We start from the raw sequence: 21,298 nt of genomic DNA, 5'->3' as shown, positions 1-21,298 counted from the left end.
GGCATGCCCTCACTGATGCGCCGATGACGCGCGGCTCCGCCGTCCGGTACCCGTTCTCCGCCGTCGTCGGAATGGACGACCTCAAGCTCGCCCTCCTCGTCAACGCCGTCTCGCCCGCCGTGGGCGGGGTGCTCGTCCGGGGGGAGAAGGGCACCGCGAAGTCCACGATCGTGCGGGCGCTCGCGGCGCTGCTGCCCGCGGTCGAGGTCGTGCCCGGGTGCCGCTTCTCGTGCGACCCGAAGGACCCCGACCCGCGCTGCCCGGACGGCCCGCACGCCGCCGCGACCGGGCAGCCCCGGGAGGCGCGGCTCGTCGAGCTGCCCGTCGGCGCGTCCGAGGACCGGCTCACCGGGTCGCTCGACATCGAGCGCGCGCTGACCGAGGGCGTGAAGGCGTTCGAGCCCGGCCTGCTCGCCGCCGCGCACCGCGGCGTGCTGTACGTGGACGAGGTCAACCTGCTGCACGACCACCTGGTCGACCTGCTGCTCGACGCCGCCGCGATGGGCGAGTCGTACGTCGAGCGCGAGGGCGTGTCGGTGCGGCACGCGGCCCGGTTCCTGCTGGTCGGGACGATGAACCCGGAGGAGGGCGAGCTGCGCCCGCAGCTGCTCGACCGGTTCGGGCTGACCGTGGAGGTCGCCGCGACCCGCGATCCGGCCGAGCGCGCCGAGGTCGTCCGGCGGCGGCTGCGGTTCGAGGAGGACCCGGCCGGGTTCGCCGCCGGATGGGTGGAGGCCGAGGCCGACCTCGCCTTCCGGATCACCGCCGCCCGCGCGAAGCTGCCGGACGTCGAGCTGACCGACGCCGCGCTGCGCCAGATCACCGCGGTGTGCGCCGCGTTCGAGGTGGACGGCCTGCGCGCCGACCTCGTCACCGCGCGGACCGCGATGGCGCTCGCCGCGTGGAACGGCCGCACGACCGTGACGTCCGACGACGTCCGGACAGCCGCCCGGCTCGCGCTGCCGCACCGCCGCCGCCGCGACCCGTTCGACGCGCCCGGCCTGGACGAGCAGCGTTTGGACGACGTCCTCGACCAGCACGGCGACGACCCCGAGCCCCCGGACGACGACGGCCCCGGCGGCACGCCCCCGAACGACGACGGACCGGGCGGCGCGCCCGAGTCCGCGGATGGGGAGGGCATCGACGCATCGGGCGGGGGCGGTTCGTCCAACAAGCAGCAGGAGGCTGCGGGTGGCGGCGGCGAGCAGGAGGCCGCTCAGCCTGGCGCGACGTACAAGCCGCGCCTGTTCACCGTGCCCGGCACCGGGACGGGCGCGCCGGGACGCAGGTCCAAGGCGCGCAGCCCGTTCGGACGCGTCGCGGGGGCGCGTCCGGGCGCGCGAGGCGTCCACCTGACCGCGACGCTGAGGGCCGCCGCGCCGCACCAGAAGGCCCGAGGGCGGTCCGGACCCGGCCTGCTCGTCACACCCGAAGACCTGCGCGAGGCCGTCCGGGACGGACGCGAAGGCAACCTCGTCCTGTTCCTCGTGGACGCGTCGGGCTCGATGGCCGCGCGGCAGCGGATGCGGGCGGTCAAGGGCGCGGTGCTCAGCCTGCTCCTGGACGCCTACCAGCGCCGCGACAAGATCGGCCTGATCACCTTCCGGGGGAGGGACGCCGAGCTGGCGCTGCCGCCGACGTCCTCGGTGGACGCGGGCGCGCGCCGGCTGGAGCGGCTGCCGACCGGCGGCCGGACGCCGCTCGCCGCCGGGCTGCTGCGCGCCGCCGAGGTGCTGCGGGTGGAGCGGCTGCGCGACCCGGCGCGGCGTCCGCTGCTGGTGCTGGTCACCGACGGCCGCGCCACGCACGGCGACGACCCGATGCGCGCTGCGGCGCTGCTCGCGGACGTCGCGGCGGTCGTCGTGGACTGCGAGTCCGGCCCGGTGCGGCTCGGCCTCGCCGGACGGCTCGGAGAACGGCTGGGCGGCGAGGTCGTCCGGCTGGAGGACCTGGGGGCCGACTCCCTCGCCGGGGTCGTCCGCGACGCGAGGAAGGTGGCCTGACGATGCCGCAGGGCAAGCCCGAGTACGTCCCGGAGGACGGCCTGACCACCCGCGAGCGCCGCAACCGGCCACTGCTGATCGTGCACACCGGTCCCGGCAAGGGCAAGTCGACGGCCGCGTTCGGGCTCGCGCTGCGCGCCTGGAACCAGGGCTGGCCGATCGGGGTGTTCCAGTTCGTGAAGTCGGCGAAGTGGCGCATCGGCGAGGAGACCGCGCTGAAGGCGCTCGGCGAGAGCGGGCAGGGCGGGACGGTCGCCTGGAACAAGATGGGCGAGGGCTGGTCCTGGATCCAGCGCGCGGGCACCGAGGCCGACCACGCCGCGGACGCGCGCGAGGGCTGGGAGCAGATCAAGCGCGACCTCGCCGCCGAGACCTACCGGTTCTACGTGCTGGACGAGTTCACCTACCCGATGAAGTGGGGCTGGGTGGACGTGGACGACGTGCTCGCCGCGCTCAAGGACCGGCCGGGGAACCAGCACGTCGTGATCACCGGCCGGGACGCCGACCCGCGGCTGCTGGAGGCCGCCGACCTGGTCACCGAGATGACCAAGGTCAGGCACCCGATGGACCGGGGCCAGAAGGGCCAGAAGGGCATCGAGTGGTAGCGCTTCCCCGGCTGGTCGTCGCCGCGCCTGCCTCCGGAAGCGGCAAGACGACCGTCGCGACCGGGCTGATGGCGGCGCTGGCCGCGCGCGGCCTCGCCGTGTCGCCGCACAAGGTCGGTCCGGACTACATCGACCCCGGCTACCACGGCCTCGCCACCGGACGTCCCGGGCGCAACCTCGACCCGTGGCTGACCTCGGAGGCGCTGGTCACGCCGCTGCTGCTGCACGGCGCGCGCGGTGCGGACATCGCGGTCGTCGAGGGCGTCATGGGGCTGTTCGACGGCGCGGCGAAGGCGGGTCCGGGCGGCTCGTCCGGCGGCGACTACGCGTCGACCGCGCACGTCGCGGCGCTGATCGACGCGCCCGTGGTGCTGGTCGTGGACGCGTCGGCGGCGAGCCGCTCGGTCGCCGCGCTCGTGCACGGGTTCCGGTCGTTCGGCGACGTCCGCTTCGGCGGCGTCATCCTGAACCGCGTCGGCTCGGAGGCGCACGCCGCGCTGTGCCGGGACGCGATCGAGGAGACCGGCGTCCCCGTCCTGGGCGCGCTGCCGAGGACGGACGACATCGCCAAGCCGTCCCGCCACCTCGGCCTCGTCCCGGCGGCGGAACGGCATGCCGAGGCCGTCGAGACCGTCCGCCGCCTGGGTGACCTGGTCGCACGCCACTGCGACCTCGAAGCCCTCATGTCCCTGGCCCGGACCGCGCCCGACCTCCACGCCGACCCCTGGACACCGCCGGGTGACGGCGTTGCCCGGACACGTGTTGCTGTGGCTGGTGGGGCGGCGTTCACGTTCGGCTATGCGGAGAACGAGGAACTGCTCGCGGCGGCCGGGGCCGAGGTCGTCCGGTTCGATCCGCTACGGGACGAGCGCCTGCCGGACGGTACGCGCGGCGTCGTCATCGGCGGCGGGTTCCCCGAGATGTACGCCGCTGACCTGTCGGCGAACGAGCCGCTCCGCAAGGAGATCGCCGCGTTCAAGGGCCCGCTCTATGCCGAGTGCGCCGGCCTCCTCTACCTCGCGGACGAGCTGGACGGCAAGCCGATGTGCGGCGTCCTGCCTGGTGTGAAGGCGACGATGACGCTGAAACTGACCCTCGGCTATAGGGCTGCCGTAGCGGTTTCCGATTCCGTCATCGCGCGCGCGGGCGAGCGCTTCCATGGCCATGAGTTCCACCGCACGGCCACCGACCCGGCTCACGGTGGGATGGCGGCGTGGCAGTGGAGCACCGAAGGCCCGGCCGGATTCGTCCAGCCCGGTTGCGTCGCCTCCTACCTGCATCTTCACTGGGCAGGATCGCCCGGTTCCGCCCGCCGCTTCGTGGAGGCCGCCACCCGATGAACGAGAGCGTGTTCCGCCGTCCCGTCCGGCTGGAGGCCGAGCGGACGATCGTCCGGCAGCTGCACCTGGACGACGCCGAGGCGCTGGTGGAGATCGTCCGGACCGAGCCGGAGATCCTGCCGCAGACCCTGCACGGCGTGCACGACGCCGAGGCGCTCGCGCACTGGCTGACCGTGGCGGTCCCCAACGGGCAGCGGTTCGGGGTGTCGGTGCACCTGGCGGTCGCCGACCGCGAGACCGACACGCTGATCGGGTTCATGGGCCTGTTCCGGGTGGATTCGGCGCACGACACCTGCGAGGTCGGGTACGCGCTGCGCGCGGCCTCGCGCGGCAACGGGCACGCGACCGAGGCGCTGCGGCTGGCCTGCGACTGGGCGCTGGTGGACTGCGGGCTGCACCGCGTCGAGCTGCGGACGCTCACCGACAACACCGCCTCGATGCGGGTCGCGGAGAAGGCCGGGTTCCGGCGCGAGGGCGTCCAGCGCGGCGCCAGCGCGCACCGCGACCTGGTGATGTTCTCCCGGCTCGCCACCGACACCGCCCCGGACGGCCCGCCGCGGCTCGTCGGCATCGGCGTCGGGCCCGGCGACCCCGAGCTGATCACGGCCAAGGCCGTCCGGCTCCTCCAGGAGGCCGACGTCGTCCTGGTTCCGGTCATGGCCCTGGACGAGCCCGGACGCGCCGAATCGGTCGTCCGGGAGTACACGGCGAAGGCCGAGCGCGTCGTCTTCGCGCTCAACGACCGCGGCGGCGTCACCGAGAAGCGCGCCGCGGCCTGGGACGGCGCGGCCGCGCGCGTGCGCGAGGCGTTCGAGGGCGGCGCGCGGACGGTCGTGTTCGCCACGATCGGCGACCCGAACGTGTACTCCACTTTCACCTACCTGGCGCAGAGCGTCCGCGCGGATCGTCCGGACGTGGCGGTCGAGACCGTCCCGGGCATCACCGCCATGCAGGACCTCGCGGCGCGCTCGGGAACGGTCCTCGCCGAGGGCACCGAGTCGGTGGCGCTCGTCCCGCTGACCGGCGGAACCGACGGGTTCCGCGAGGCGCTCGCGGCCTGCGACACCGTCGTGGCCTACAAGTTCGGCTCCAGAGCGTCCGAGGTCGTCCAGGAGCTCAAGGACGCCGGACGGCTCGACGACGCCGTCTACGGCGCCCGGCTCGGCCTGCCCGGCGAGGACGTCGGCCCGGCGAGCGCGATCGACGGCCCTGTGCCGTATCTCTCCACTCTGATCGTTCCGGGCCGCCGGACCAGCCGAGGAGGCAAGCTGTGACCCCCGACGATTCCGGCACTTCGACTACCGGTCGCGTCCTCTTCGTAGGCGCGGGGCCCGGCGCGGCCGATCTGCTGACGTTCCGCGCCGCGAAGGCGATCGCCGACGCGGACGTGGTGATCTGGGCCGCCTCGCTCGTCCACCCGGACGTCCTCGTGCACGCGCGCGCAGACGCTGAGATCGTCGATTCGGCGCAGCTTCCTATGGAAGGCGTCCTGCCCTACTACGAGCGGGCCGTCGCCGAGGGGCTGACGATCGCGCGCATCCACTCGGGCGACCCGGCGTTGTGGGGCGCGTTGCAGGAGCAGCTCGACCGGTGCGTGGAGATGGGCCTGGAGACCGAGGTCATCCCAGGCGTGTCCAGCTTCAGCGCGGTCGCGGCGGCGGTCGGGCGCGAGCTGACGATCCCGGAGGTCGCGCAGTCGGTGATCCTGACCCGGCTCGGCGGCGGCAAGACGCCGATGCCGCCCGGCGAGGAGGTCCGCGAGTTCGCCCGGCACGGCACGACGATGGCGCTGTTCCTGTCGGCGGCGCGCTCCGGCCAGCTCCAGGACGAGCTGCTCGAAGGCGGCTACCCCGAGGACACGCCGTGCGTGATCGCCTACCAGTGCAGCTGGCCGGACGAGCTGATCGTCCGCTGCGCGCTCGGCGAGCTGTCGGCGACCGTCAAGGAGCACAAGCTGTGGAAGCACACGCTCGTGCTGGTCGGCCCGGCCCTGGCGGCCGGCGGCACCCGCTCGCACCTCTACCACCCCGGCCACTTCCACGGTTTCCGGCGTGCCGAGCCCGCCGCGCGGCGCTCCCTCCGCGAGGCTCGTCGCTCCTCTTGACGGCGAGCTCCCGAAGGATGACGGATGACTGACGACCGCGAACTGCGCGAACCGGACCTTCCCCGGACGATGAAGGTCCGGCAGAAGGCGCTGCGCACCGGCTGGACCACCGGGTCCTGCGCGACCGCCGCCGCGAAGGCCGCGACGCTGCTGCTGCGCGGCGAGGACCTGCCCGGATACGTGGAGATCGCGCTCCCGTCCGGCAACCGGGTCACGTTCAAGGTCGAGGAGACGGCGACGGACGGGGAGCGCGGGCGCGCGCGGGCCGTCGTCATCAAGGACGCCGGGGACGACCCGGACGTCACGCACGGCGCGCACATCACCGCCGACGTGTCCTGGCGGGACGAGCCGGGCCTGGACCTGGACGGCGGCGAGGGCGTCGGCGTCGTCACCAAGCCGGGCCTCGGCCTGGAGCTGGGCGGTCCGGCGATCAACCCCGTCCCGCGGGCGATGATCACCCGCGCGGTCGCCGAGGCGCTGCACGACGTCCAGTACGACGAGGCCCCGGACGCGGACGGCCTCACCGACCCCGCGACCGGACGCGGCGTCCGCGTGGTCATCTCCGTCCCCGACGGGGAGCGGATGGCGCGCAAGACGACCAACAAGCGGCTCGGCATCCTCGACGGCATCTCGATCCTCGGGACGACCGGGATCGTCCGCCCGTTCTCCACGGCCTCGTGGCGCGCGAGCGTCGAGCAGGCCGTCTCGGTGATGGCCGCGCAGGGCGAGAAGACGCTCGTCCTCTGCACGGGCGGCCGGACCGAGAAGGGCGCGATGAAGATGCTGCCCAGGCTGCCCGACGTGTGCTTCGTCGAGGTCGGCGACTTCACCGGCGCGGCGCTCCGGCGGGCCGTCGAGAACGGCCTCACGCAGGTCGTGTTCGTCGGGATGGCGGGCAAGCTCACCAAGCTCGCCGCCGGGATCCTGATGACCCACTACACGCGCTCGAAGGTCGACACGTCCCTGCTCGGCGACATCACCCGCGACATGACCGGGAACGAGGAGCTGGCCGCCGAGGTCGCCGTCGCCAACACCGGACGGCACGCCTACGAGCTGTGGGAGGCCGCCGGGGTGCTCGGACCGTGCGGGCGCGAGCTGTGCCGCCGCGTCGCCGGCGTGCTGGAGCGCTTCGCCGCCGAGGCCGCCGGGACCGAGCGCAGCCCGATCGCGGCGCAGGTCGTCCTGGTCGACTTCACCGGCGAGAAGATGGTCGGCATGTTCGGCCGGATGGCGAGATCCGGATGATCACCGTCATCGGCCTGGACGGCGCCCCCGTCGCCCCCGAACTCCTGGCCTCCGCGACGCTCGTCGTCGGCGGAGCGCGACACCTCGCGTCCGTGACCATCCCGCCGAACGCCCGAACCATTGTCATGGGCAACGTCCCGGCTGCTCTGGACGCCATCGACAAGGCGACAGGCGAGGTCGTCGTGCTGGCCAGCGGCGATCCGGGGTTCTTCGGGATCGTGCGGGCTTTGCGGGAGCGGGGCCACAAGCCGCGCGTGCTGCCTGCGCTGTCGTCGGTCGCGCAGGCGTTCGCGCGGGCCGGGCTGCCGTGGGACGACGCGCTCGTCGTGTCCGCGCACGGGCGCGAGCTTCGGCGCGCGGTGAACGCGTGCCGCGCGCATCCCAAGGTCGCCGTCCTGACCGCGCCCGGGGCCGGGCCTGCCGAGCTGGCGCGCGAGCTGTTCCCGCAGACTCCGCGCACCTTCGTGGTGTGCGAGGACTTGGGCGGCCCGGACGAGCGGATCGTGCACGTGCGTCCGGCCGAGGCTTCGACGCGTCCGTGGCGGGATCCGAACGTCGTGCTCGTCCTTGACGCGCGCCGATCGGTCGGCGCTAAGGGCTGGCTCGCTGGAGGACGTCCCGGACCGTCCGTCTGGGCGCTCCCCGAAGCTGCCTTCTCCCATCGCGACTCGCTCGTCACCAAGGCCGAGATCCGCGCGTTCGCCCTGGCCAAGCTCGGGCCGCGCGTAGGCGACATGGTGTGGGACATCGGTGCGGGCAGCGGCTCGGTAGCGATCGAGTGCGCCCGCTTCGGCGCGGCTGTCGTCGCTGTCGAGAAGGACGAGGCGGCCTGCGAACGCATCCGCGCCAACGTGCGCGCGCACGAGGTGAAGGTCGCCGTCTCACGCGGAACCGCCCCGGACGTCCTCGCCCACCTGCCCGTTCCGGACGCGGTGTTCGTAGGCGGCGGCGGGCCCGAGGTCGTGCGCGCGTGCGCGGAGCGAGCCTTGCGGTCGGTCGTCGTGACGCTTGCCGCGATCGAGCGCGTTAGGCCGTCCATGGACGCGTTGCGCGCCGAAGGGTTCGCAGTAGAGGCCGTGCAGATCCAGGCGAACCGGCTGTCGCCGCTGCCCGGCGACGTGCACCGGCTCGCGGCGACCAATCCCGTCCACCTCGTCTGGGGCGAACGCAGCCCCGTGACCGTCCGCCCGCCCGAGCCGCCCGCCCGGCGGCCCGTCACCGAACTACCCGGGAGTGTCCTGTGATCGGGGTCATCGCGGCCACCGCGAGCGGCCGGACCGCCGCCGCCACCCTCGCCGCCGCCTGGCCCGGCGAGGTCCGCGTCCTCACCGAGGACAAGCCCGCCGACGCGCTGCGCGAGGCATGGCGGACCTGCGACGCGATCGTGTCGTTCCTCGCCGTCGGCGCGACCGTCCGCGTTCTCGCGCCGCTGCTCGGCCACAAGACCGAGGACCCGGCGGTCGTCTGCGTGGACGAGTCGATGAGCTTCGCCGTCGCCGTCCTCGGCGGCCACCACGGCGCGAACCTGCTGGCCGGACGGCTCACCGGGGTGCTCGGCACGCAGCCGGTGATCACGACCGCCAGCGACAACGCCAACATCGCCGCGCTCGACTCCTACGGCCGCGACCTCGGCTTCACGATCCACAACCCGGACCTGCTCGCGCACGTCGGCGCGGCCGTCCTGTCCGGCGAACCCGTCCTGCTGGACGGCGCGGACGCCTGGCCCCTGCCGCCGCTCCCGCCGAACGTCTCGTCCGATGCCGAGGACGCGAACGCCGGCATCCTGATCACCGACGAGGCCGAGCTGACCTGCATGTGCCACGACGGCTGGTTCGGCAACCGGCTCGTGTACCGGCCTCCGTCGCTGGTCGTCGGCGTCGGCTCCGCGCGCGGCGTGTCGTCCGCCGAGGTCGGCGGGCTGATCGACCAGACGCTCGCGGAGGCCGGGCTCGCGCCCGAGTCCGTCCGCTGCGTCGCGACCGTCGACCTCAAGGCGGACGAGCAGGGCATCCTGGACGCCGCCCGCGAGCGCGGCTGGGACGTCGCCACCTACCCGTCCGCGGTCCTGTCGGCGGTCGAGGTGCCGAACCCGTCCGAGGTCGTCCGGGCCGAGGTCGGGACGCCGTCCGTCGCCGAGGCGTCCGCCCTGCACGCCGCCCGCACGTTCGGACGCGCCGCCGAACTGGTCGCCGCGAAGCACAAGACCGCCAACGCGACCTGCGCCGTCGCCCGCCTCACCCCGCGCGGGCGGCTCAGCATCGTCGGCCTCGGCCCGGGCGCCCGCGACCTGCTCACCCCGCGCGCCGAGGCGTCCCTGCGCCGCGCCTCGGTGATCGTCGGGCTGGACCAGTACGTGGACCAGGTCCGCGACCTGGTCCGTCCTGGGACGCGCGTCCTCGAAAGCGGGCTCGGCCAGGAGGAGGAACGCGCCCGGACGGCCGTCGAGGAGGCTTCGCGCGGCAACGCCGTCGCGCTGATCGGCTCCGGCGACGCGGGGGTGTACGCGATGGCGAGTCCGGCGCTGGAATTCGCCGGCGTGGACATCGAGGTGGACGGCGTCCCCGGCATCACCGCCGCCGTTGCCGCGTCCAACCTGCTCGGCGCGCCCCTCGGCCACGACCACGCCTACATCTCGCTCTCCGACCTGCACACGCCGTGGGAGGTCATCGAGCGACGCGTCCGCGCCGCGGCCGAGGGCGACTTCACGGTCTGCTTCTACAACCCGCGCTCACGCGCGCGCGATTGGCAGCTGCCCGCCGCGCTGAAGATCCTCGCCGAGCACCGCCCGCCGGAGACGCCGGTCGGCTTCGTCCGCAACGCCACCCGACCGGACCAGACCGCGACCCTCACCACCCTCGCCGAGGTGGACCCGGCCCAGGTCGACATGTTCACCGTCGTCCTGGTCGGCTCCAGCCGGAGCCGCGCCATCGCCGGCCGCTTCGTCACCCCGCGAGGCTACCGATGGTCCTAGCCGCTGCTACGGCGCATGCCGCGTCGGGTGCCCGCGCGGGGCGTGCGACGCTGGTCGCCGTCACCGACCGGTGCCAGGGGTGCGGCGCGTGCCTGCTGACCTGCCCCGAGCACGCGATCCGGCCGCACGGCCGCCCCCTGCTCGTGCTGCCCGACCTGTGCACCGGCTGCGGCGAGTGCATCGAAGTCTGCCCGGTGGACGCGATCGAGGAGGAACCACCCAGATGACCGAGAACGCGACGTCCCCGCGTCCCGCGGACGGGGCGGCTCCGCGCGTGCGGAAGCCGCATCCGATCGAGGTCGAGTCGTACCGGATCCTGCGCTCGCGCGTGGACCTGTCGCCGATGCCGCCGCTGTGGCGCGCCGTCACCGAGCGGGTCATCCACGCCAGCGCCGACCTGGAGTACGCGGTCGACATCCTGACCCGCGAGGAGGACCTCCTCCAGGGGCTCGCGGCGCTGCGCGCGGGCGCGCCGATCGTCACCGACGTCGAGATGGTCGCCGCCGGGATCACCGCCCGCGACGTGGTCTGCCAGGTCGCGGGCCCGGCCACCGGGCGGATGGCCCGCGCCGCCGGGATCACCCGGTCCGCCGCCGCCGTCCGGCTCGCCTACGCCGAGGTCGGCCCGGGCGCGGTCTGGGTCGTCGGCTGCGCGCCCACCGCGCTGGTCGAGATCATCGAGCGGGGCGTCCGGCCGGCGCTGGTGATCGGCCTGCCGGTCGGGTTCGTCGGCGCGACCGAGTCCAAGCAGGCGCTGCGCGACAGCGGCCTGCCGCAGGTCAGCAACTACTCCGAGAAGGGCGGCTCCGCCGTCGCGGCCGCCGCCTGCAACGCACTGCTCTACCACGAGGGGGACCCCCAGTGAACGCGCCGCTTCTGGTCGTCGGGCACGGCACGCAGTCGGAGGCGGGCGTCGCCGACTTCGGCCGGTTCGTCGGACGGCTCGCCCGCCGCATGGCCGGGACGGCGGTGACCGGCGGGTTCATCGAGCTGTCCCGTCCGCCGCTGACCGAGGCCGTCGCCGATCTGTACGCGGACGGGCACCGGCACGTCGCGGCCGTCCCGCTCGTGCTGGTCGGCGCCGGACACGGCAAGGGCGACATCCCGGGCGCGATGGCGCGCGAGATCGTCCGCCACCCGGGTCTGTCCTACGCCTACGGCCGTCCCCTCGGCCCGCACCCGACCCTCCTCACCCTCCTGGACGAGCGCCTGGCCGCCGCCCTGGACGCGGGTCCGGATCCGGTCGCGGGCGGGACGGCCGTCCTGCTGGTCGGACGCGGGTCGACCGATCCGGACGCGAACGCCGAGGTGCACAAGGTCGCGCGGCTGTTCTGGGAGGGACGCGGCGCGGGCGGCCCGGAGCAGGGACGCGGCCTCGCGGCGGTCGAGCCGGCGTTCATCTCGCTCGCCCGGCCGAGCGTTCCCGAGGGGCTGGAGCGGCTGCGGCGGCTCGGCGCGGAGCGGATCGTCGTGCTGCCGTACTTCCTGTTCTCCGGCGTCCTGCCGGACCGGGTCGTGTCCGAGTCCGAGCAGTGGGCCGCGTCACATCCCGGGGTGGACGTCCGGTGCGCCGAGGTCATCGGCGACTGCGACGGCCTCGCCGACATCGTGGTCGAGCGGTACGAGGAGGCGCTGCGCGGCGACATCCGGATGAACTGCGACACCTGCGTCTACCGCATCGCGATGCCCGGCTTCGAGGACAAGGTCGGCGCGCCGCAGACCCCGCACCACCACCCGGACGACCCGTCCGGACACGGCCACGGCCACGCGGGCGACCACGGGCACGGCGGCGACCACGGCCACGGGCACGGCGCCGGGCACGTTCACGCCCGCTGAAACGTTGGGGTATCAAGTGAACCTTGAGGCACTGACCGGCGAAGATGTCGATCTCTCCCACCACGGCGACGCCGAGGTGGGCGACGGGCTCCGCGACTTCGCGGTGAACGTGCGCACCGCGACACCGCCCGCCTGGCTGGCCGACCGCATCCGCGGCTCGGTCGCCGACCTGGCGGCCTACCCCGACCCGCGGCCCGCCCGCCGGGCCGTCGCGCGCCGGCACGGCCGCTCCCCGGACGAGGTGCTCCTCACCGCCGGGGCGGCCGAGGCGTTCGTGCTGCTCGCGCGCGTCCTGGAACCCCGCCACGCGGTCGTCGTCCACCCGCAGTTCACCGAGCCCGAGGCCGCCCTGCGCGCCGCCGGGCACCAGGTCGAGCGGGTGCTGCTGGGCAAGGACTTCGCCTTCGACCCCGCCGCCGTCCCCGCGGGCGCCGACCTCGTGGTGATCGGGAACCCGACCAATCCGACGTCGGTGCTGCACCCGGCGTCCGCGATCGCCTCGCTCGTCCGCCCCGGCCGGACGGTCATCGTGGACGAGGCGTTCATGGACTGCGTCCCGGGCGAGCCCGAGAGCCTCGCCGGACGGCTGCCGTCCGGGTTCGTCGTCGTCCGCAGCCTCACCAAGACCTGGGGGCTCGCCGGGCTCCGCGCGGGCTACCTCCTCGCCGCGCCCGACCTGGTCACCCGGCTCGCCGCGGCCCAGCCGCTCTGGGCGGTCTCCACGCCCGCGCTCGTCGCGATCGAGGCGTGCAGCGGCCCCGAGGCCGTCGCCGAGGCGGACGCCTGGGCCGCCGAGATGGGCGCCGAGCGCGACCGCCTCGCCGCCGAGCTCACCGGACGCGGCCTCTACGTCGTCCCGGAGGCGCGCGCGTCCTTCCTGTGCCTGCGCGTCCCGGACGCCCTGGGCATCCGCGCCCTGCTGCGGCAGCGCGGCTTCGCCGTCCGGCGCGGCGACACCTTCCCCGGCCTCGGCCCCGACTGGCTCCGCATCGCCGTCCGCGACCGCGCGGCCAACGACGAACTCCTGGAGGCCCTGCGTGACCTCGGCACCTGACGAGGCCACCACCCCCGTCCCCCCGACCTCCGCGAAGCCCCCGGGTTCGGGCTCGGCGGCGGGGTTGGGGTCTGCGGAGGGGTTCAGCGAGGCGGAGCGGGCGGCGGTGCGGCGGGTGATCGCCGAGCGCCGGGACATGCGGACCGGCTTCCTGCCGCTGCCCGTGGACGACGCGCTGCTCACCCGCGTGCTGGACGCCGCGCACCGCGGCCCGTCCGTCGGCCTCACCCAGCCGTGGGACTTCCTGATCATCCGGGACGAGGCGAAGCGCGAGCGCGTCCGGGCGCTGGCCGAGCGGCAGCGGCTCGACTACGCCGGGTCGCTCGTGCGGTCCCGCGCGGCGCGGTTCGACGGGATGAAGGTCGAGGCGATCCGGGAGGCCCCGGTCAGCATCGTCGTGACCTGCGACCCGACGCGTGGCGGCCCGAACCCGCTCGGCCGCCGGACCCAGCCCGCGATGGCGCCGTACTCGGTCGCGTGCGCCGTCCAGAACCTGTGGCTGGCCGCTCGCGCCGAGGGCCTCGGCATCGGCTGGGTCAGCTTCTTCGACGAGCGCGAGCTGGCGGCCGAGCTGGAGCTGCCGCCGCATCTGGAGATCGTCGCGTATCTGTGCGCCGGGCACGTGCGGGAGTTCCCGCCCGCGCCGCAGCTGGCGCTGAGCGGCTGGGCACGGCGGCGTCCGCTCGCCTGGGCCGTCCACCGGGAGAAGTACGGGCAGCGAGCGCTGCCAGGGGAGGACATCGTGGATCTGATCGCCCAGACCGTCGAGGGCGTCCGGCCGCTCGACGCGTCCGCCATGCGGGACGCCCGGGAGCTGCAGGACCGGCTCACCAAGCCGCCCGGCGCGCTCGGCGTCCTGGAGGACGTCTCGGTCCGCCTCGCCGGGCTCGCCGGGACGTGCCCGCCGCCGCTGCCCGAACCCGCCGCCGTCGCGATCTTCGCCGCCGACCACGGCGTGCACGCCCAGGGCGTCACGCCGTGGCCGCAGGAGGTGACGGCCCAGATGGTCGCCAACTTCCTGGCGGGCGGCGCGGTCGTCAACGCCTTCGCGGGCCAGGTCGGAGCCGAGGTCTCCGTCGTCGACATCGGCGTCGCGGCGCCGCTGCCGCCCGCGCCGGGCCTGATCACCCGCAAGGTCGCGCCGGGCACCGCGGACATGACCCAGGGGCCCGCGATGACGCCCGAGCAGGCGCGCCAGGCGGTCGAGACGGGCATCGAGGTGGCCCGCGACCTGGTCGCGTCCGGCGCGCACTGCCTGATCACCGGCGACATGGGCATCGCGAACACCACCGCGTCCGCCGCCCTGATCGCCGCCTTCACCGGCCTCCCGCCCGAGGCCGTCACCGGCCGCGGCACCGGCATCGACGACGCCACCCACGCCCGCAAGGTCGAGGTGGTCCGCACCGCCCTCCGCCTCCACAACCTCGACACGACGCCCCCGCCGGACGCCACGTCCTCGGGCGTAGCGGACGCCGCGCCTTCCCATGGGCCGGACGTGCCGCCCCAGCGGAGCCCGGAGACCACACCGGATGCGTCCGCGCAGGCCACGCGCGCCACGCCGGACGCGTCCACGCAGGTCACGGGCCTCGCGACGGGTGCGTCCGAGCAGGTCACGGGCGCCGCGACGGGTGCCTCCGCGCGGGTCGCGGGTGCTGCGTCGGGCGAGGCGTCCGGGCGGGGCGGCGTTGGGGGGCCTGCGGTGGGGCGGGATGCGTTGGAGGTGCTGGCGGCGGTCGGCGGGCTGGAGCATGCCGGGATCGCCGGGTTCATCCTCGGGGCGGCGGCGCTGCAGGTGCCGGTCGTCCTGGACGGGGTGATCGCCGGGGCGGCCGCGCTCGTCGCCACCGCGCTCTGCCCGGACGCGCTGGGCGCGTGCATCGCCGGGCACCGGTCCGCCGAGCCGGGCCACAGCGCCGCCGTCGCGCACCTCGGGCTGCGCCCGCTGGTCGACCTGGAGCTCCGGCTCGGCGAGGGGACCGGCGCGCTGCTGGCCCTGCCGCTGGTCCAGGGCGCCGCCCGCGTCCTGCACGAGGTCGCGACGTTCGACTCCGCCGGCGTCAGCGAGAAGGAAGCGGGGAAGTAACAAGTCGGCCGAGGTCAGAGCGGAAGGATGCGGCCGGGTAACACGGCGGTCACGCTTTGAGTCACGCTCGGGTGTCGACTGCCGGGGAGAACTCGGCACCGCGCCCCCGAGCCGAGTACCTTTGGTCCACAAACACACATGTCCGTCACCCGAGTCCGACTGAACGAGAGAACTCCCGAGCGAGAGATGCCCGTGCCCCCGTACCTGCTTGGCCTGCGACTCGGCGGGCGACGCGTCCTCGTCGTCGGCGGCGGACGGGTCGCGCAGCGCCGCGTCCCCGCCCTGCTGGCCGCCGGAGCCGACGTCACGCTGATCGCCCCGGAGGTCACCCCGGCGCTGGACGACCTGGTGGCGGACGGCCGGATCACCTGGCTCGCGCGCCCGTTCGAGACCGGCGACTGCGACGGGGTCTGGCTCGTCCAGGCGGTCACCGACGACGCCAAGGTCAACGCGGCCGTCGCCGCCGAGGCCGAGGCCCGCCGCGTCTGGTGCGTCCGCGCCGACGACGCCGACGCGTCCGCGGCCTGGACGCCCGCGTCCGGGCAGGTCGGGGAGACCACGGTCGGGGTCCTCGCCGGCGGCGACCCGCGCCGCGCCGCCGGGATCCGCGACGCCGTGCTGGACGGCCTGCGCGACGCGACCCTCGAAGCCCGCCACTCGCGCGCCAAGCCGACCGGCGTCGCGCTGGTCGGCGGCGGCCCCGGCGACCCGGGCCTGATCACCGTGCGCGGCCGCCAGCTGCTCGCCCAGGCCGACGTCGTGATCACCGACCGCCTCGCGCCCCGCGAGCTGCTGGACGAGCTGCCCGCCGACGTCGAGATCATCGACGCCGCCAAGATCCCGTACGGCCGGACCGTCACCCAGGACCGGATCAACGAGCACATCGTCGAGCAGGTCCGGCTCGGCAAGTTCGTCGTCCGGCTCAAGGGCGGCGACCCGTTCGTGTTCGGCCGCGGCGGGGAGGAGGTGATCCACTGCGCGAAGCACGGCATCCCCGTGCTGGTCGTGCCCGGGATCACCAGCGCCGTCGCCGTCCCGTCCGCGGCGGGCATCCCGGTCACCCACCGCGGCGTCGCGCAGGAGTTCCACGTCGTGTCCGCGCACGTCGCGCCCGGTGACCCGGCGTCCACCGTCGACTGGGAGGCGCTCGGCCGCGCGCACGGCACCCTCGTGCTGCTGATGGCGGTGGAGCGGATGGCCCTCATCGCCGAGAGCCTCGTACGCTATGGTCGTTCGTCCGACACGCCGGTCGCCGTGATCCAGGACGGCACCCTCCCCGGACAGCGCATGCTCACCGCCACGCTGGGCACCGTGACCGGGGAGATGGCGGCCGCGGGTGTCCGGCCTCCGGCGATCGTGGTCGTCGGCGACGTCGTCACCGTGGCACAGCAGGTCGACAGCATCAGAGCGGACTTGGGGCGGGATCCGTGAGACCCCCGGCAGAGCAGAGCGCGGCCCCCGACGAGGAGGCCCCCCGAGCGGGCGACCCGCCCGCGCGACCGGACGCCCGCAAGGGCGCTCCGGCCCCTCGCCATGCCCGCCCTGCCCCCGAGCCCGCTACCGGCCCCGCTTCCGAGCCGGATGCCGGTCCGGCGCCCGAGCCCGCCTCCGAACCGTCCGCCGACGACCCCACTGCCCCTGCACCGCCTAGGCCGCACACACCGAAACACGCGGCGCCCGCCGAAAACCCCCTGTCGCCCGAGGACGAACCGTCCAACATGAGCGTCCACCCAGACTCCGTGCCGGTTCCCGCTCCCAGCCGCGAACCGGGCACTCCACCTGCCCCCGCAACGCCCGTCCGCCCCGACCCGGAAGCGGAGCCGAACGCGAACACCACCCCGTCGAACCCCTCGCCCACCAACCAACCACAAGCCACCGACAACCCACCCGCACAAGAGCCGAGCGGCCCGTCCGACGCGCAACCGAAGCCCCCCAACGCCTCGCCCACGCCGACCAGCCCCCAGGGCCCGGACGACGCGTCCGCGCAAGAGCAGCACGCGGCAAGCGCGCAGGCCGGGGACGAGTCCTCCTCGCAAAAGCCGCTAGCAGCGAGCACCCCGCAGGGTCCGGACGAGTCCTCCGCTCGGAAGCAGCACGATGCGAGCGCGCAGGCCGGGGACGAGTCGTCCGCGCAAGAGTCGCTAGCAGCGAGCAACCCGCTGGATCCGGACGCGTCCGCGCGGAAGCGGCACGCGGCAAGCGCGCAGGGCGCGGGCGAGCCGTCCGCGCAGAAGGCGCCCGTGCCGAGCAGTGGCCAGGGCTCCGACGACGCACCCAAGCAAAAGTCGCACGAGGTGAGCGCGCAAGGCGCGGGCGAGTCGTCCGCCCAGCAGCGGCATGCGGCGAGCGGCGCGCAGGGCGGCGATGACGCGCCCGCGCAGGAGGCGCATGTGCCGGACGCGCGCGAGCACGACCCAGCCGACGCGTCCGCTGAGGACGCGGGCGGGCGGCGCTCTGAAGCCGCGCGGGCGCACGAGGAAGGCGCCCGGGCGGGTGACGAAGCCCCGCGAGCGCACGAGGAAGCTCAGCGGGTGCGGGAGGAAGGTGCGTCCGGGGGAGGTTCGGGCGGGCCCGGGGACGAGGCGATGGCCGGGGTCGGCGGCTGGAAGGCCGGCGAGCGGCTGGTGGCCGCGGCGAAGGCGGCCGAGGCCGGGACGCTGCCCGGGGTCGGGACGCGGCAGGGCGAGCTGACCCGCGCGCTGTCCGGCCTGCGCGACCAGCTCGGCGCGTTCGAGCTGGTGCTGGACGTCCCGGGCGTCGAGGAGGCGCGCGAGCAGCGGCTCGAACTGCGCAACCAGCTCGTCGACTACGCGCTGCCGCGGATCGAGGGCGCGGGCGCGCCGATGCTCGTGGTGCTCGGCGGATCCACCGGCGCGGGCAAGTCCACGCTGGTGAACACGCTGGTAGGCAGCCGGGTCAGCGCGACGGGCGTGCTGCGTCCGACCACGTCCAGCCCGATCCTGGTGTGCCACCCCGAGCACGCCGAGTGGTTCCTGGAGGGTCCGCTGCTGCCCGGCATGGGCCGGGTCAGGGGCCCCGCGCCGGACGCGATCGCGGGCGACCAGCTCGTCGTGATCACCAGCGAGGCGATCCCGCCGGGCCTGGCCCTGCTGGACAGCCCCGACTTCGACTCGGTCTTCGAGGACCACTACGAGTTCGCGACCAAGCTGATGGCCGCCGCGGACGTGTGGCTGTGCGTGGTCACCGCGTCCCGGTACGCGGACGCGATGGTCTGGCAGATGCTGCAGCGCGCGCGGGAGAACGGCGCGACGATCGGCGTCGTGCTGTCCCGGGTGCCGGACGGCGCGGGCGGCGAGGTCGTCGACCACTTCGGCGAGATGCTCGGCGAGCACGGCGTCGGCGACGCGCGCCGGTTCACCGTCCCGGAGACGCGGGTCGAGGAGAGCCGGCTGCCGGAGGAGGCCGTGGAGGAGATCCGCGGCTACCTGACCGCGATCGCCGAGGACGCCGACCACCGCCGCGTGGTGATCGGCGACACTCTCGGCGGCGTCCTGGACAGCCTCCGGACGCGCGTCCCCGAGCTGGCCAAGCACGTGGAGGCGCAGGTCGAGGTGCGCGGCGAGCTCGCCGGGCTGATCGACTCCGCCTACGGGACGGCCCTCGCCGAGCTGGACGAGGCGACCCGCAACGGCTCGCTGCTGCGCGGCGAGGTGCTCGCCCGCTGGCAGGACTTCGCCGGCACCGGCGACCTGCTGCGCTCGCTCCGCACCCGCCGCAACAAGTTCGGCCTCGGCCGCCGCTCCTCGCGGCGGCACCGCAGCCCCGCGCGCGTGCGCGCGCTGAAGGGCGCGCTGCGCAGCGGCCTGGAGTCGCTGATCGTGTCGACCGCCGAGCACGCCGCCGAGCAGGGCATGGCCGCCTGGCGCGGCCACCCGGCCGGGACGCAGGTGCTGGCCGGGTCGGCGGTCCCGGGCCTCGGCGAGGTGTCGCCCGAGCTGTCCCGGCGGGTGTCGCGGGCGGTCAGCGCGTGGCAGGACCACGTCCAGGAGCTCGTCCGCACCGAGGGCGTCACCAAGCGCTCGGTCGCCAAGCTCGTGTCGTTCGACACCGAGGCGCTGTCGCTGGTGCTGATGATCGGGCTGCTCGGCTACGGGACGTCCGAGGTGAACGTCGAGGGCGGCACCAGCGCCGTCCCGCAGCGGCTGCTGAAGGCGCTGTTCGGCGCGGAGTCGCTGCGCGGCATGGGCGCCAAGGCGCGCGCCGACCTGCGCAGCCGGATCGCGATGCTGTTCGACGAGGAGGGACTGCGGTTCGGGCAGGCGCTCGACGCCGCGGGCATCCCCGACGAGACCGTCCCCGTCCGGCTCTACCAGGCCGTCTACAACCTTGAGGTCGCCCGATGACCACCTCGGCCCCGCCGCCCGTCGCCGACGTGCCGCAGGACCCGGCCGCCGCCGCCCCGGGCCTGACCGGACGGCTGGACGCGCTGGACCGGATCACCGCCGCCGGCGCCGGCCGCCTCGCGCCGTCCCTGCTGGACGACGCCGCCGTGCTGCTCGACCGCGCCGGGCAGCGGCTCCGGCTGTCGGCCGAGCACACCGTCGTGACCCTCGCGGGCGGCACCGGCAGCGGCAAGTCCTCGCTGTTCAACGCCGTGTGCGGGCTGGAACTGTCGCCGACGGGCATGCGCCGTCCGATGACCTCGCGCGCGCACGCGTGCGTCTGGGGCCTGGACGGCGCGGGTCCGCTGCTCGACTGGCTCGACGTGGACAAGCGGCACCGCTACGCGCGCGCGTCCGCGCTCGACCTCCAGCGCGCGGACGACTCGCTGCAGGGGCTCGTCCTCATCGACCTGCCCGACCACGACTCCATCCAGGCGATGCACCGCGCCGAGGTCGACCGGTTCGTCTCGATCGCGGACCTGCTCATCTGGGTCGTCGACCCGCAGAAGTACGCCGACGCCGCGCTGCACCGCAACTACATCGTCCCGTTCGCCCGGCACGCCGGGGTCACTCTGATCGTCCTGAACCAGGTCGACCGGCTCGACCCGGACGAGGTGGACGAATGCGTCGCCGACCTCCGCCGCCTCCTCGAAGCCGAGGGCCTGGCCAAGCCGCGTATCGTCACGACGTCCGCTGTCTCTGAAGAGGGCGTCCGCGGCCTGCGCGAAGTCCTCGTGGACACCGTCGCCGCCAGGCACGCGCGCAGCGAGCGCCTCGCCGTGGACGTCACCGACATTGGCGAGCGCTTCGCGTCCTACAAGGGTTCCGCCGAGCCGCCTACCGCGGTCGACGCCCCGCACCGGGACGGCCTCATGCGCGCGCTCACGGACGCGGCCGGTGCGCCCGCCGTGGCCGAGGCCATGGAAAGCGCCTACGAACTGCGCGCCGCCGACTTCATCAGCTGGCCCGTCCTGTCCCTGGCCGCCCGCCTCCGCAGCGACCCTCTGCGCCGGATGCGCCTCGGCGAGCTCCGCGACGAGCTGCGCGGCGCCTTCACCGGCCCGACGGGCGCCCAGCAGGGCGAGGTCGACACCGCCCTGATGGACGTCACGGACGGCATCACCACCGACCTCCCGGACGCCTGGGTCCGCTCCGTCCGCGCGGCCGCGCGCCGGCACGCGGCCGAACTACCGGAAGAACTCGGCGAGGCCATGAAGGAGGCGCTACCGGGGTTCAACCAAGTCCCGCGCTGGTGGTGGCTGGTGAAGACCTGGCAGTACTTCCTCGTCCTGGTCTCCCTGCTGGGCCTCGCCTGGATCGGCCTACTGGTCGCCTACGGCGTCGCCCATGTCGCCAAGGCGCCGAGCGGCTGGCTGGGCGAGACGGGCCTCATCCCGTACGTCGCCGTCCTGGTCGTCTGCACGCTGGGAATGGGCTGGCTGACAACCGCCACGTGCCGCAACCTGGTGGCCCTCTCGTCCGCCAAACACGGCGAACGCATGGAACGCCACATGCGCGACCGCATCGCCACCGTCGCCGAACAAAAAGTCCTCGAACCCATCACCGAGGAACTAGCGCTCTACGCCGCCTTCCGAGACGACGTAGACCTAGTCCAAGGCACCTAACCCCGCCTCACGCAGCCCGGCAGTGCCCG

Annotated in this window: 16 protein-coding genes; all 16 read left to right on the top strand. The window is 74.6% G+C overall.

The genetic code is table 11. The annotated features are described in order from the left end of the window. Positions 1-23 precede the first annotated feature (23 nt). The 16 genes from FHU30_RS36020 to FHU30_RS35945 all read left to right on the top strand — a co-directional run bounded on the left by FHU30_RS36020 (position 24) and on the right by FHU30_RS35945 (position 21,269). Positions 24-2,003, top strand: a complete 1,980-nt coding sequence (locus tag FHU30_RS36020; protein WP_253882024.1) for a putative cobaltochelatase — start codon at positions 24-26, stop codon at positions 2,001-2,003. Between the two features lie 2 nt (positions 2,004-2,005). Continuing rightward, on the top strand, positions 2,006-2,608 hold the full coding sequence (gene cobO, locus FHU30_RS36015) for a cob(I)yrinic acid a,c-diamide adenosyltransferase (RefSeq protein WP_253882023.1): 603 nt from the start codon (positions 2,006-2,008) through the stop codon (positions 2,606-2,608). An 11-nt stretch (positions 2,609-2,619) separates the two neighbouring features. Beyond that, the gene (locus FHU30_RS36010) at positions 2,620-3,948 is read left to right on the top strand and encodes a cobyrinic acid a,c-diamide synthase CobB (protein ID WP_301324185.1); all 1,329 of its coding nucleotides are present in this window, start codon (positions 2,620-2,622) and stop codon (positions 3,946-3,948) included. After that, positions 3,945-5,222 (top strand): precorrin-2 C(20)-methyltransferase, encoded by a 1,278-nt coding sequence (gene cobI / locus FHU30_RS36005; RefSeq protein WP_253882021.1) that lies wholly within the window; start codon positions 3,945-3,947, stop codon positions 5,220-5,222. Before FHU30_RS36010 ends, cobI begins: the two co-directional genes overlap by 4 nt. Further along, entirely contained in the window at positions 5,219-6,052 is an 834-nt protein-coding gene (gene cobM / locus FHU30_RS36000; protein ID WP_253882020.1) for a precorrin-4 C(11)-methyltransferase, read from the top strand. Before cobI ends, cobM begins: the two co-directional genes overlap by 4 nt. A 24-nt stretch (positions 6,053-6,076) precedes the next feature. Further along, on the top strand, positions 6,077-7,297 hold the full coding sequence (locus tag FHU30_RS35995) for a cobalt-precorrin-5B (C(1))-methyltransferase (protein ID WP_253882019.1): 1,221 nt from the start codon (positions 6,077-6,079) through the stop codon (positions 7,295-7,297). Continuing rightward, on the top strand, positions 7,294-8,541 hold the full coding sequence (cbiE, locus tag FHU30_RS35990; protein WP_253882018.1) for a precorrin-6y C5,15-methyltransferase (decarboxylating) subunit CbiE: 1,248 nt from the start codon (positions 7,294-7,296) through the stop codon (positions 8,539-8,541). Before FHU30_RS35995 ends, cbiE begins: the two co-directional genes overlap by 4 nt. After that, a complete protein-coding gene (gene cobJ / locus FHU30_RS35985) occupies positions 8,538-10,268 on the top strand; it encodes a precorrin-3B C(17)-methyltransferase (protein WP_253882017.1) in 1,731 nt (576 codons plus the stop codon). The genes cbiE and cobJ overlap by 4 nt, the downstream gene beginning before the upstream one ends. Continuing rightward, positions 10,259-10,495 carry a ferredoxin family protein gene (locus tag FHU30_RS35980; protein WP_253882016.1) on the top strand — a complete coding sequence of 79 codons (237 nt, stop codon included), beginning with the start codon at positions 10,259-10,261 and terminating at the stop codon, positions 10,493-10,495. Before cobJ ends, FHU30_RS35980 begins: the two co-directional genes overlap by 10 nt. Next, the gene (locus FHU30_RS35975; RefSeq protein WP_253882015.1) at positions 10,492-11,133 is read left to right on the top strand and encodes a precorrin-8X methylmutase; all 642 of its coding nucleotides are present in this window, start codon (positions 10,492-10,494) and stop codon (positions 11,131-11,133) included. Before FHU30_RS35980 ends, FHU30_RS35975 begins: the two co-directional genes overlap by 4 nt. Next, entirely contained in the window at positions 11,130-12,104 is a 975-nt protein-coding gene (locus tag FHU30_RS35970; protein ID WP_253882014.1) for a sirohydrochlorin chelatase, read from the top strand. The genes FHU30_RS35975 and FHU30_RS35970 overlap by 4 nt, the downstream gene beginning before the upstream one ends. A gap of 16 nt (positions 12,105-12,120) precedes the next feature. Continuing rightward, positions 12,121-13,158 carry an Rv2231c family histidinol phosphate aminotransferase CobC gene (cobC, locus tag FHU30_RS35965; RefSeq protein WP_253882013.1) on the top strand — a complete coding sequence of 346 codons (1,038 nt, stop codon included), beginning with the start codon at positions 12,121-12,123 and terminating at the stop codon, positions 13,156-13,158. Beyond that, positions 13,142-15,241, top strand: a complete 2,100-nt coding sequence (bluB, locus tag FHU30_RS47380; protein ID WP_253882012.1) for a 5,6-dimethylbenzimidazole synthase — start codon at positions 13,142-13,144, stop codon at positions 15,239-15,241. Before cobC ends, bluB begins: the two co-directional genes overlap by 17 nt. A 186-nt stretch (positions 15,242-15,427) precedes the next feature. Further along, a complete protein-coding gene (gene cobA / locus FHU30_RS35955; RefSeq protein ID WP_253882011.1) occupies positions 15,428-16,672 on the top strand; it encodes a uroporphyrinogen-III C-methyltransferase in 1,245 nt (414 codons plus the stop codon). Between the two features lie 287 nt (positions 16,673-16,959). After that, positions 16,960-19,605 (top strand): AAA family ATPase, encoded by a 2,646-nt coding sequence (locus FHU30_RS35950; RefSeq protein ID WP_253882010.1) that lies wholly within the window; start codon positions 16,960-16,962, stop codon positions 19,603-19,605. After that, a complete protein-coding gene (locus FHU30_RS35945) occupies positions 19,602-21,269 on the top strand; it encodes a GTPase family protein (protein ID WP_253882009.1) in 1,668 nt (555 codons plus the stop codon). The genes FHU30_RS35950 and FHU30_RS35945 overlap by 4 nt, the downstream gene beginning before the upstream one ends. Positions 21,270-21,298: the final 29 nt, after the last annotated feature.

Source organism: Actinomadura rupiterrae (assembly GCF_024172125.1).
Classification (GTDB): Bacteria; Actinomycetota; Actinomycetes; order Streptosporangiales; family Streptosporangiaceae; genus Spirillospora; species Spirillospora rupiterrae.
Note: the sequence above shows the minus strand (reverse complement) of the source record. Positions and strands in the feature narration are given on the sequence as shown.